At 65.4% G+C, this 11,898-nt stretch carries 9 protein-coding genes and 1 tRNA gene; 7 read left to right on the top strand and 3 right to left on the bottom strand.

Going from position 1 to position 11,898, the window contains the following annotated elements; all coding sequences use genetic code 11:
* Positions 1 to 3 precede the first annotated feature (3 nt).
* Both UC32_RS11070 and UC32_RS11065 read right to left on the bottom strand, forming a co-directional pair.
* Positions 4 to 921 (bottom strand): ABC transporter permease, encoded by a 918-nt coding sequence (locus UC32_RS11070; RefSeq protein ID WP_235423645.1) that lies wholly within the window; start codon positions 919 to 921, stop codon positions 4 to 6.
* 38 nt (positions 922 to 959) lie between these two features.
* Positions 960 to 2,522, bottom strand: a complete 1,563-nt coding sequence (locus UC32_RS11065) for an ABC transporter substrate-binding protein (protein ID WP_052690566.1) — start codon at positions 2,520 to 2,522, stop codon at positions 960 to 962.
* 307 nt (positions 2,523 to 2,829) lie between these two features.
* Between UC32_RS11065 and UC32_RS11060 the strand changes: the two genes are divergently transcribed.
* Entirely contained in the window at positions 2,830 to 3,780 is a 951-nt protein-coding gene (locus UC32_RS11060) for a 2-hydroxyacid dehydrogenase (protein ID WP_082072067.1), read from the top strand.
* A gap of 153 nt (positions 3,781 to 3,933) precedes the next feature.
* On the opposite strand, the gene UC32_RS11055 is transcribed toward UC32_RS11060, so the two are convergent.
* Positions 3,934 to 4,016 (bottom strand) — tRNA-Leu (locus tag UC32_RS11055).
* 374 nt (positions 4,017 to 4,390) lie between these two features.
* On the opposite strand from UC32_RS11055, the gene UC32_RS11050 reads away from it, so the two are divergent.
* The 6 genes from UC32_RS11050 to UC32_RS11025 are packed head-to-tail and all read left to right on the top strand — an operon-like array spanning position 4,391 to position 11,897.
* The gene (locus UC32_RS11050; RefSeq protein ID WP_045731271.1) at positions 4,391 to 5,134 is read left to right on the top strand and encodes an FhaA domain-containing protein; all 744 of its coding nucleotides are present in this window, start codon (positions 4,391 to 4,393) and stop codon (positions 5,132 to 5,134) included.
* Entirely contained in the window at positions 5,131 to 5,613 is a 483-nt protein-coding gene (locus UC32_RS11045; protein ID WP_045731270.1) for an FHA domain-containing protein FhaB/FipA, read from the top strand. Before UC32_RS11050 ends, UC32_RS11045 begins: the two co-directional genes overlap by 4 nt.
* 2 nt (positions 5,614 to 5,615) lie before the next feature.
* Positions 5,616 to 7,319: a PP2C family protein-serine/threonine phosphatase gene (locus UC32_RS11040; RefSeq protein WP_045731269.1), complete on the top strand. Its 1,704-nt coding sequence runs from the start codon at positions 5,616 to 5,618 to the stop codon at positions 7,317 to 7,319.
* Positions 7,316 to 8,704 carry an FtsW/RodA/SpoVE family cell cycle protein gene (locus tag UC32_RS11035; RefSeq protein WP_045731268.1) on the top strand — a complete coding sequence of 463 codons (1,389 nt, stop codon included), beginning with the start codon at positions 7,316 to 7,318 and terminating at the stop codon, positions 8,702 to 8,704. The genes UC32_RS11040 and UC32_RS11035 overlap by 4 nt, the downstream gene beginning before the upstream one ends.
* Positions 8,701 to 10,161, top strand: a complete 1,461-nt coding sequence (locus UC32_RS11030) for a peptidoglycan D,D-transpeptidase FtsI family protein (protein WP_045731267.1) — start codon at positions 8,701 to 8,703, stop codon at positions 10,159 to 10,161. Before UC32_RS11035 ends, UC32_RS11030 begins: the two co-directional genes overlap by 4 nt.
* Positions 10,158 to 11,897, top strand: a complete 1,740-nt coding sequence (locus UC32_RS11025; RefSeq protein WP_045731266.1) for a protein kinase domain-containing protein — start codon at positions 10,158 to 10,160, stop codon at positions 11,895 to 11,897. The genes UC32_RS11030 and UC32_RS11025 overlap by 4 nt, the downstream gene beginning before the upstream one ends.
* The last annotated feature ends 1 nt before the right edge of the window (position 11,898 follow it).

The raw sequence follows: 11,898 nt of genomic DNA, 5'->3' as shown, positions 1-11,898 counted from the left end.
CTCCTAGGCCTTGACCGTTACGGGACGCACGCGCGCATCCAGCAGCGCGTACCCCATGTCGATAAGGATGTTCAGGGCAAAGATTGCAACGGCGGTCAGCAGCACGGCCGCCTGCAGGACGGCGAAGTCGCGCTGGAGGATCGAATCGATCATCAGCTTGCCGATGCCCGGCCAGCCGAAGATCGTCTCCACCACCACGGCGCCGTTGACGAGTCCTACGGTCAGGTCACCGGCGACGGTCAGGGCTGGCGCCGCGGCGTTCCGCAGGGCGTGGTGGGTGACCACCCGCAGCTCGCCGGCGCCGCGGCTGCGGGCCAGTTTGATGTACGGCTCGGACAGCGCGGACACCATGGAGCCGCGGACAATCTGCACCAGCACACCAAACGGCCGCAGCAGCAGCGTGGCGATGGGCAACACCCAGGCGCTGGCCCCCGACACACCGGATGTGGGCACCCAGCCCAGGGTGATCGCGAAAATCCAGATGCCCACAATGGCCAGCCAGAAGTCCGGGATCGATGCGGCGGCCATGGAGATGAAGCTTGAGATCCTGTCCGCGATGCCGTTTGGCTTCAGCGCAGCCCAGCAGCCCACAATGACCGCCAGCACCACGGCCAGCACCATGGTGGTGGCCGCGAGCTGGAGGGTGGCCGGGAAGGCGCGCAGGGCCATGGCGGCCGCATCCTGCCCGGTCCGGAGGGACTGCCCGAAGTCGAGCCGGAGGACGCCGCCGAAGTAGTCGGCCATCTGCACCAGGAGCGGCTGGTCCAGGCCGTTGCGGGCCGTGAAGTCGTCCCGCATCTGCTGGGTGGCGTTCAGCGGCAGGTACAGGGCGGCCGGGTTGCCGGTCATCCTGGCCAGCGCGAAGACGCCCACCACTACCACCACCAGCGGCAGGGCGCTGGAGATGATGCGCTTTCTCAAGTAGGTCAGCATGGCCGCCCTTTCTGTGGGAGGGGCGGTTAGCTGGCCGGGGTCATCTCGGAGATGCGCAGCTCGTCACCGCTGGACGAGTTGGGCGTGTAGGTGACCGACTTGGCCTTGCCCAGGATGCCGGTCTGGTGCGAGATGTGGGCGAACTGGACCACCTTGTCGTTCTGGTAGGCGAAGATCTCCTCGAACGCCTTCTTGCGGGCATCGCCGGAGGCAGCGTCCGCCTTCTTGATCATGGCGTCGAACTCGGGGGTGCCGAAGTAGCTCTGGGCACCGGTGGAGAGCATGTACTGGTCTACGGTGAAGGCCGCGTCGCCTGCCTGGTTGCCGTGCTGGGTCATCAGGGCAACTGCGCCCTCATCCTCGGCAAACGGGCGCACCTGGTAGGTCAGGTGCTGGCTGGTTTCGAGCATCTTCAGTTTCACGTTCAGGCCTGCCTGGCTGAGCTGTTCCTGCAATACCTGGGCCAGTTCAGTGATCTTGGGGAACTGGGCACTGCGGACCACCAGGGAAATCTGCTTGGAGGTGTCCACGCCGTCGGCCTTGGCCTCGGCAACCAGCGACTTCGCCTTATCGAGGTCGAAGGGCCAACCCTTCAGGGCGTCGTTGTGGCCAACGATTCCCTCGGGGACCAACTGTGCAGCTACCTGGTGCTTTCCCTGGTAGAGGGAGTTGACGATGCCTTCCTTATCGATGGCGTAGTTGACGGCCTGGCGGATCCGGATGTCGTTGAGCGGTGCTTCGTTCGCGTCCATGCGAAGCGCCACTGTTTCGTTGTTGGGGTAGTCCACGCCGAGGTCGCCAATGTTGTCATCAGGGCTCAGTCCCATGGCTATGTCGGCTTCGCCGCTGGTGATCATGGCGGCACGAACCGAGCTTTCGGAGCGCCACTGGTACTCCGCCTTGGCATAGGCGGGCTTGTCACCCCAGTAGCCGTCCCAGCTGCTGAGCGAGATCTTCTGGCCGGCGTCCCAGCTGTCGATCTTGTAGGGGCCGGTGCCAATCGGTTCGCGGACCTTTTCCGTGGTGCTGGTGGACGTCGGCACCACTTCCAGGAAGGAGAGCCGCAACGGAAGGATGGGATCCGGTTCCGGGGTGGTCACGGTCAGGGTGGTGGCATCAACGGCCTTGACGTCGAGGTCGGCGTCGCCGAAGACGTAGCCTTCAACGTTGCACCCTAGTTTGGAGTTCACGGCACGGTCAATCGTGAAGGCTGCTGCCTCGGCGTTGAAAGGAGTTCCGTCCTGGAAGTTGACTCCCTCGCGGAGCTTGAGTGTCCATTCGGTGTCACTGGTGGCCTTCCACTCGGTGGCGAGCTTGGGTTCGAGTTCACCGCTCTGCGGATTGCGTTCGATCAGGGGCTCGGTCACGTTCGAACGGACCACGACGCCGGTGGAGGTCAGGTTGGACTCACAGGCCTCCAGCGTGGGCGGTTCCTGGCCCAGCACTACACGGACAGTGTCCGCCGCGCCGCCTCCGGCGCTGTCGGAGTTGGCCACGCTGCAGGCGCTGAGGCCGAACACTGCGACGGCTGCGAGGGCAGGCCACCTCAGTGCGGTGGCCTGGAAGGGAAACTTTGAAGAAGACGTCATTGGGTTCCTCCGGTTGGAAAACTTGATGCGCACCGCCCCCGCTGTTCTGATCCAATCGCTGAACAGGTGCTTTGCGGGGCCGCGCTCGACTCAAGCTAATTGAGGCGATGGTGGCTCACAAGGGATTTGGCACCGGCCTCCCGCGCCGTTACGGAGGCCATGGGCGCTTTTGGCGGTTGTGATGCGCACCACTGATGCGGGGGATCCGCGTCATTCCGCCGGAGCTGGCCCATCAATACAGTCCAGGCATGGATCCATGCCATTTACATGTTGGACCTGTATGGGTCGCAATCCTAGGGTGCTGTGTATGAAGAACATCGCTGTCCTCCAGGTGGGGCCCCTCATGCCAGTCGTCCAGGAATCCATCACCAAGGATTACGGCGCGGTCCGCCTCCCCGACGAGCAGGAGGAACGGGCGGAATTCCTGAGCCAGCACGGCGGCACCTTCGACGTCGCGGTGACGTCCGGGAAGTTCGGGGTGGGGACGGACCTGATGCGCGCCCTGCCCAACCTGCGCGCAGTCATCAATTTCGGCGTCGGCTATGACACCACCGACGTCGCACAGGCATTCGAGCGCGGCATCATCGTCAGCAACACCCCGGATGTCCTGAATGACTGCGTCGCGGACACCGCCGTCGCGCTTTACGTCGATGTGCTGCGGGGCATCAGCGCCGCGGACCGGTTCGTCCGGCGGGGCGACTGGATCAGCAAAGGCAACTTCCCGCTCGCCACCAGGGCCAGCGGCCGGAAGGTGGGCATCCTTGGCCTGGGGCGGATTGGAAAAGTCATTGCCAGGCGCTTGGAAGGCTTCGACTGCGAGATCAGCTACCACAGCCGGAACCCGGTAGCCGGAGTCGATTACCGGTACGCGGCCTCGCCGCGTGAACTCGCCGCAGGCTGCGAGGTACTCATCGTGGCCGCGGCCGGTGGCCCGGGTTCGACGGGCCTGGTGGACTCGGGCGTCATTGAAGCCCTCGGCCCGCGGGGTTACCTCATTAACATTGCCCGCGGATCGGTGGTGGACCAGGACGCCCTGGTTCAGGCCCTGCTGTCCGGCAGGCTGGGCGGGGCGGGGCTGGACGTCTTCGTTGACGAGCCCAAGGTTCCGCAGGACCTGCTGGAGCTGGACAACGTGGTCCTCCTGCCGCACCTGGGAAGCGGCACCAACGAAACCCGGGCAGCGATGGCGGACCTGACCCTGGCCAACCTTCGCTCCTACGCGGAGACTGGTTCCGCGGTAACCCCGGTCCATCCGTAGCGACGGTACACGCCGGCCCCCGGTTGCCCTATCAGTTAAAGCCCTTAAGACCCGGGTTTGGCAGCGAAAACTGATGGGGCATCCCGGGGAAACCCCGGCAGGGCTTAAACGAGAAGGGCCCCGATCTTTAGATCGGGGCCCTTCTCCATTGCGTGCGCGAGGGGGGATTTGAACCCCCACGCCCTTTCGGACACTGGCACCTGAAGCCAGCGCGTCTGCCGTTCCGCCACTCGCGCGCAACTTCTCCTACGCCACTGCCGCCGGTTTCCCGGTTCGCAGTCTTGTAAAAGCAGCGAGATCAAGCATAACGGACACATACCGGAAAACACCAATTGAGCGGAGGAGACCACCCGGGCCCGGCCGCAGGACGCCAATTATCGGAGCCCGGCCACCCGCCGTCAGGGCCTTTCTGCCGGGGACCGGAGGGCACGGGGCCCGAACTTTTGGCGGCGGCGGGCCGTTGCGGATTAAGGTCATTCGCAGGCCAGCCCAGTAGTATCGGATGTAGGAGTGGCTGCCGTGCGCAGCCATACCAGCGAGTGTCTACTGAACGCCGGGTGAAGTTCCGGACTGCGAACTGCCCCTCAGCCGGAGGGAAAGGAGGAGAACCATGGGTCTGCTGGACAAAGTGGAGCGCGGCATCGAAAAGGCCGTCCGTGGGGTCTTCTCCACCGGCTCAAAGGCGCAGGTTGAACCTGTCGAAATCGCCAGCAGGCTGCGCCGGGAAGTGGACCACAAGGCCCTCACCGTCGCGGCCGGACGCACCCTCGCCCCCAACGTCTTCGATGTCCAACTCAGTGACGACGACTTCAAGCGGGCCCAGGAATGGGGGACGCCGCTGGCCGAGGAACTCTGCGACGTCGTCATCAACCACGTCCGCAGCCAGGGCTATACGCTGCAGGGATCTGTCCGCATTTCGTTCCGGCGTGATTCCGAGCTCCGGGCCGGGGATTTCGAGATCGCGTCCTCCACCGAAAAGTCCAAAGGCAACGGCAGCACCCAGCCGTCGCGCCCCACAGTGCCGGCCGCTCCGAGCCGCCAGCCTGTCAGGCTGCAGCCGGTCCTGGACATCGACGGCCAGCGCTACTCCCTGAACGCTCCCTCCATCGTGCTGGGCCGGTCCTCCGAGGCCGATATCCACGTGGAGGACACCGGAGTTTCCCGCCGTCACCTGGAAATCCGCACTGCCAACGGTGCCACCAGCGCCGTGGACCTGGGCTCCACCAATGGAAGCTACGTCAACGGGCAGCGGGTTTCCGGAAGCACCGAACTCACCGACGGCTCCACCATCACGATGGGACGGACAAAGATCATCTTCCGCCTGCTTCCTGCCAACCCTGGTGGCCACGCATGAGCGACCTGACCATCACCGCGCTGCGGTTCGGCTTCCTGCTGCTCCTGTGGGTGCTGATCTTCAGCATTGTCTCTGCCATGCGCCGGGACCTGATGGTGGGCCGTAAGGCTGCCTCCGGAGCCCCCACCGCCCGGGAAGTCCGCAAGAACCCGGATCTCGCTGAAGCTCCGCCGCAGCCCGTGAAGCAGCAGGCCAGGCAACTCGTAGTAGTGGAGGGCCCGTTGAAGGGAACAACCCTTCCGCTGGCCGCCAGCCCGGTCCTGCTGGGCCGTGCCCAGGAAGCCACCCTGGTACTCGAGGACGACTACGCCTCAGGCCGCCATGCGCGGCTGTTTCCGCAGGGCAGCCGCTGGTTCATCGAAGACCTCGGATCCACCAACGGCACGTATCTTGCGGACCAGCAACTTACCCGTGCCCTGCCCGTTGAGCCAGGCGTACCTGTGAGAATCGGCAAGACGGTCATCGAATTGAGGCCGTAGCAGTGGCCGTTTCCGAGACCCCCGCAACCGGGCCCCAGCCCGCGCCGCGGCCCCTCATCATGCGCTACGCGGCCCGGTCCGACGTCGGCCGGATCCGTTCCAAAAACGACGACTCTGCCTACGCCGGCCGGCACCTGGCCGTCGTAGCGGACGGTATGGGCGGACATGCCGGCGGTGACGTAGCCTCCGCTGCCACAGTCCTGGACATGATCCACTTGGACCGCGCGGACTACGAGGGTGACGCCGGCACCATCCTCGCCGACGAGATCCAGACAGCCAATTCCCTGCTCTCCGAGCTGGTCCACATCAATCCCAAGCTTGCCGGGATGGGTACCACCGTGACAGCACTGCTGCTCGCGGAAGGCCAGCTGCACTTTGCCCACATTGGCGATTCGCGCGCCTACCGGCTCAGGGACGGCGAATTTGAACAAGTCAGCGTGGACCACACGTTCGTCCAGCGGCTGATCGATGAGGGCCGGCTCAAGCCTGAAGAAGCGGAAACTCATCCTCACAAGAACGTGCTTATGCGGGTACTGGGTGATGTGGATGCCAGCCCCGAGTTGGATCTGGACACCTTGGAGGCCCGGCCGGGCGACCGCTGGCTGCTCTGCTCCGATGGCCTCAACTATGTTGCCGGCCACGCGGTAGAACGGACCGTCAAGGAAACCCCGAACCTCCGCGAATGCGTGGAAACCCTGGTGGACCTCACCTTGGAGGCCGGTTCCCCGGACAACGTCACGGTCATCATGCTCGAGATTGCGGAGGAAACGCCTGACGACGTCAGTACCGCCGCCGTCGACGTCATTCCCGCCGCCCAGGCCGCCGAGTCCGCTGACGCGCCCGCCGGGTCCGCCGCACCGGCTGCAGAAACCCCGGAGGCCTCCGATTCCGACGCAGCGGATGCCCGTGACACGGAGGCAAAATCCGTGCAGACGGGTGGCCACGCGTCCGGCGGAAGCGAACCCGATACCGAACCTTCGGAAGACAAGGCACCAGACCCGGGATCCACGGATCCCCACCTCGGGGAGCACTTGTCCGCCGAAGTCCTGCGCGAAGAGCTGTCCTCGCGTCCCCATGAACTGGTAGGCGCCGCCGCAACCGCCGCCGAGTCCGGTTCCATCCCCACCATCGCCGGACGTACCGTGGCCCGCAGAGCCGCCACAGTACTCACGCACAAGGCTGAACCGGCCGCCAGTGACGACGACGAAACGCTGGTGCCGCTGAAGCCGCGCCGCTGGATCACCTGGTCCGTGGCGGCGGCTGTGGTGGTGGTCCTGGGTATTGGACTGTGGCTCGGCTATGCCTGGACCCAGACCCGCTACTACGTGGGCGAGTCCGATTCACGCGTTGCCATCTTCAATGGCGTCTCCCAGCGGCTTGGCCCCATCCAGCTCTCCAGCCTGGAAACCGTGACCGATATCCGGATGGATTCACTCCCCCAGTTCTCCCAGCAGCGGGTCCGCCAGACCGTCCCCGCCAGCGACCTCTACGACGCACAGCGGATCGTGAAAAACCTCGAACTTACCGGCACCACTTCGCCTGAAGAGGAGTGCCCCGCAGCTACGGCATCGCCGTCGCCCACCCCGGTTCCCACCACTCCGGCTCCGTCGGCTACGGCGTCAGCGGCAGCACCATCCGCCGCTCCGGCGTCCGGCAGCCCCACTCCGTCGCCGAGCCCCACCGTCAACTGCGAGGGAGCCAAGTGAGCCAGCTCAGCACCGCACTGAAGCCGCGACGCAATGTTGAACTTGCGTTGTTGGTCCTCGCCCTTGCCGTGGGCATCGGCGCCAACATGATGGTTGGCGTGGATAAGGAAAAGGCCTTCGACTCCGATTTCTGGTTCCAGTCGAGCCTTCTTGCGGTGGCAGCCCTGGCCTTCCACGGTGTCCTGCGCTTCCGGGCAAAGTATGCCGACCCGGTAATGCTTCCCCTGGTGGTTGCCCTCAACGGACTCGGGTTGGCCATGATCCACCGCCTTGATCCGCCGGGAGCGGATACTGGCAACAATCAGCTCCGCTGGACGCTGATCGCCATGGCAGTGGCCATCGCCGTCATCTGGTTCCTGAAGGACCACCGCATCCTCCGCCGCTTCACGTTCATTTCGCTGGCCGCCAGCGCCCTCCTGCTGGTCCTGCCGCTCGTTCCCGGCATCAGTGCCGGGGAAATCCTGGGTGCCAGGGTGTGGATCCGGCTCGGCCCCATGACGTTCCAGCCGGGCGAGGTCGCAAAGATCACCCTGGCCATATTCTTCGCGGGGTATCTTTCCTCTAACCGGGACCTGATCCTGCTGGCCGGCCGGAAGATCGGTCCGCTGCAGTTCCCCCGGTTCAAGGACATGGGACCCATGATCGCCGCTTGGCTGGTCAGCATCGGCGTGCTGATCTTCCAGCGGGACCTCGGTTCATCCGTCCTGTTTTTCGGCCTGTTCATTGTCATGATCTACGTGGCCACCAGCCGGATCAGCTGGGTGGTGATCGGCCTGGCCCTGATCCTCGGCGGCGGCTTCGTCGCCTCCCGGGTGTTCTCCCACGTGGAGCAGCGCATCAACGGCTGGATCAACGCCTTCACGCCGGAGGTCTACGAAAACGGCAGCCGGCAGGTGATCCAGGGCCTCTTCGGCATGGCTAACGGCGGCCTGGTGGGCACCGGACTGGGCCAGGGCCGGCCGGACCTGGTTCCCTTCGCCAACAGCGACATGATCATCGCGTCCCTCGGCGAGGAACTGGGACTGATCGGTATCTTCGCCATCGTGCTGATGTACCTGCTGCTGGTGACCCGCGGCTTCCGGGCGGCGCTCGGAACCCGGGACGCCTTCGGGAAGCTCCTTGCCTGCGGACTCTCGTTTGCCGTGGCTCTGCAGTGTTTCGTGGTGATCGGCGGGGTTACCCGCCTGATTCCGCTGACCGGCCTCACCACGCCGTTCCTGGCGGCCGGTGGATCCTCCCTCCTGGCCAACTGGATCATCGTGGGCCTGCTGCTGTTGATTTCGCACACAGCCCGCGGCCCGGTGGACACTACCCCGCTGCCGCCGTCCAAGAGCGCAGACACGACAGGCATTGATACTCCAACCGAGGCGGTGAAGCAGGCATGAACCAGGCCATACGACACTCATGGATAGCAGCCGTGGCCATGTTCGCCCTGCTCTTCGGCGCGCTCAGCTTCGTCCAGGTGGTGGGCGCCGATGAACTGAAGGCCAACCCCCTGAACCAGCGTGCCATCCTGCAGAACTACTGCAGCGACCGCGGCGCCATCATCGTGGGCGGAACCCCGGTGGCCGAGTCCGTGGAAACGGGCTCCGAAACCTGCAAGTTCCAGCGCACCTACCCGCAGCCGGAGCTGTATGCCGGCCTGACGGGGTACTTCTCCCAGAACTACGGCGCCACCGGCTTGGAGCGGGCCATGGGTGAAGTCCTCACCGGTGACTCGGACCAGCTGTTCCTGGACCGGGTGGGCCAGCTCTTCCTCGGCAACCAGCCCAAGGGCGCCTCCGTTGAGCTCACCATAGATCCCCAGCTCCAGCAGCTCACCTACAGCCTCATTCCCGATGGCCAGCGGGGTTCCATCGTGGTCACAAACCCCAAAACGGGTGCCATCCTGGCCATGGCATCGAAGCCTTCCTACGATCCCAACAAGGTGGCTGTCCAGGATCCCGAGGCGGAAAGCGCCAGCATCAACGAGTTCCTGAAGATCCCCGGCATCAACCTGAACCAGAATGTCAGCGGTCCCACGGGTGAACTGCTGGCCCCTGGTTCCGTATTCAAACTCGTGGACACGGCGGCAGCCCTTTCCTCCGGGAAGTACAACGCGGACAGCGTCCTTCCCAACCCCGCCGAAATGCCCTTCGACGGCATCTCCTACCGGCTTCCCAACTACGCCGGGGGCAACTGCTACACCAGGGACACCGCCAGTTTCGCGTTTGCCCTCCAGCAGTCCTGCAACACCCCCTTCGCAAGCATCGCCCTGGACCTGGGCCGTGACGCCATCGCTTCCCAGGCACAGAAGTTCGGCTTTGGCGAGGACCTGGGAGACCAGCTCAAGCTCGGCTACGCCCGCGGCAACGGCTTCCCGGACGAGCTCGACGCACCTGGCCTTGCCCAGTCCGCGATCGGCCAGAAGGACGTACGCGCCACCCCGCTGCAGGTGAACATGATGACGTCCGCGATAGCCAACGACGGCGTGCAGATGCGGCCAAGCCTCATCAAGACCCTCCGCTCGCCGGACCTGCGGGTCATCGATGAGCCGCAGCCTGAGCAGCTCCGGACTTCCACCACACCGGAGATCGCCAACCAGATCACCGATTGGATGGTCAGCGCGGTCAGCGAAGGAATTGCGAACCGAGCAGGCGTCCCGGGCGTCCAGGTGGCGGGGAAGACCGGAACCGCGGAGCTGGGCAACGGCACCAACAACTCCTGGTTCACCGGCTTCGCCCCCGCAAACAACCCGCAGGTGAGCGTCACCATCGTCATGGAGGGCGTGGACATCACCACCGGAGCACAGCTGACCAGTCCGAACGCGAAGAAAATTTTTGAGGCGGTGTTGAATAAGTGAGGCCTACAACCGGAATCACCCTCGGCGGCAGATTCCAGCTGACCACGCGGATCGCGATCGGCGGCATGGGCGAAGTCTGGAAAGCAAAGGACCTCGTCCTCGGCCGCATCGTCGCGATCAAGGTGCTGAAGGAGGAATACACCGGGGACCCCGGCTTCCTGCAGCGGTTCCGCGCGGAGGCCCGCCACACCGCACTCCTGAACCACGTGGGGATCGCCAACGTCTTCGATTACGGCGAGGAGGAGGGCTCCGCCTACCTGGTCATGGAGTTGGTGCCCGGCCAGCCCCTCAGCAGCATCATCGAGCATGAACACGTGCTGTCACCGGACCGCACCCTGTCCATCATGGCCCAGACGGCGCGGGCGCTTTCTGTTGCACACGCCCAGGGCCTGGTGCACCGCGACATCAAGCCCGGCAACCTCCTGATCACGCCGGACGGGCGCGTGAAGGTCACCGACTTCGGCATCGCCCGCCTGGCCGACCAGGTGCCGCTCACCCAGACCGGCCAGGTTATGGGCACCGCCCAGTACCTGGCCCCGGAACAGGCCACCGGACAGACTGCCACGGGATCTTCGGACATCTACTCCCTCGGCGTCATCGGGTACGAGTGCCTGACAGGCCACCGGCCCTTCTCCGGCGAATCCCAGATCGCCATCGCCCTGGCACAGGTCAATGACGCACCGCCGCCCCTGCCCGAGACCCTGCCTACACCGGTCCGCGCGCTCCTGATGTCCATGCTGGCCAAGGACCCGAAGAACCGGCCGGCTAACGCCATTAAGCTCGCCGAGGCCGCTGAAGCCATCCGCAACGGGGACGTCGGCGCAGCCCGCGCCGCAGTACCCGGCATGCTGCTCTTCGACGCGCCGGACACCGGCCCCATCACCGCACCGGTGGATACTGCCACCGCTCCCACCGGCGTGATCGGTGCACAGCGGGATTCCTCACCGACTGCCACGTCCGCGCTCCCGGTGGTGGGAGCCGCCGCAGCCGGAGCGGCCGCCGGTGCTGCCGCAGCGAACGCCGCTGATGGCGACGCCGCGGACGGCAACGCACCCCAGGGCCCCCTGGCCCGCGCCAACGCACTGGCCGCCGAGCGTAACTGGGACCATGAAGAGACCACGTACGACGACGAGCCGGCCGATCAGCCACAGCGCAAGGGCCGCAGCCCGTGGACGTGGCCCCTGATTGCCTTGATCCTGCTCGTCCTGTTCGCCCTGGTGGGCTTCCTGCTCAACAACATGGGGGTGTTCTCGCCGTCCAACAGCCCCACGTCGGTTGCCACCTCAAGCAGCCCGAAGACCACCAGCGCCACACCCACCAGGACATCGCAGGCACCCAGCCCGACCCCGACGCAGGATACGCCCACCCCGACGCCCACGCCCACCCAGGAAACCGTGAACGTGATCCCGGATGCGTACCTCGGCAAGGACTACCGCACCGTCCAGTCGGAACTGTCCGCATTGGGTCTGGTGGTCAATGGCGTCCAGCAGGAGAGCTCCGAAGATCCCGGTACCGTCCTTGACCTGAATCCCACGGGTCCCGTCCCTGCGGGCTCAACCATCACCGTCACCTACGCCATCGCGCCGTCGCCGGCGCCCACCTCCCAGGCACCCACCTCGGAGGCACCGACCGCGACGGCCCCCTCCACCGCGCAGTCAGCTCCCTCCCCGCAGCTGCCCCTGCCCACCTGTTCCACCGGCCAGGAGCCGGGCACCCCGCCCACCTGCGCACGGTAAA

The sequence above is a fragment of the Pseudarthrobacter chlorophenolicus genome (assembly GCF_000962805.1).
Classification (GTDB): domain Bacteria; phylum Actinomycetota; class Actinomycetes; order Actinomycetales; family Micrococcaceae; genus Arthrobacter; species Arthrobacter chlorophenolicus_A.
Note: the sequence above shows the minus strand (reverse complement) of the source record. Positions and strands in the feature narration are given on the sequence as shown.

What these genes read in the sequence shown, in the direction of transcription:
- UC32_RS11065 (WP_052690566.1), bottom strand. Translation starts at nt 2,522, where the DNA reads ATGACGTCTTCTTCAAAGTTTCCCTTCCAGGCCACCGCACTGAGGTGG.
- UC32_RS11060 (WP_082072067.1), top strand. Translation starts at nt 2,830, where the DNA reads ATGAAGAACATCGCTGTCCTCCAGGTGGGGCCCCTCATGCCAGTCGTC.
- UC32_RS11050 (WP_045731271.1), top strand. Translation starts at nt 4,391, where the DNA reads ATGGGTCTGCTGGACAAAGTGGAGCGCGGCATCGAAAAGGCCGTCCGT.
- UC32_RS11045 (WP_045731270.1), top strand. Translation starts at nt 5,131, where the DNA reads ATGAGCGACCTGACCATCACCGCGCTGCGGTTCGGCTTCCTGCTGCTC.
- UC32_RS11030 (WP_045731267.1), top strand. Translation starts at nt 8,701, where the DNA reads ATGAACCAGGCCATACGACACTCATGGATAGCAGCCGTGGCCATGTTC.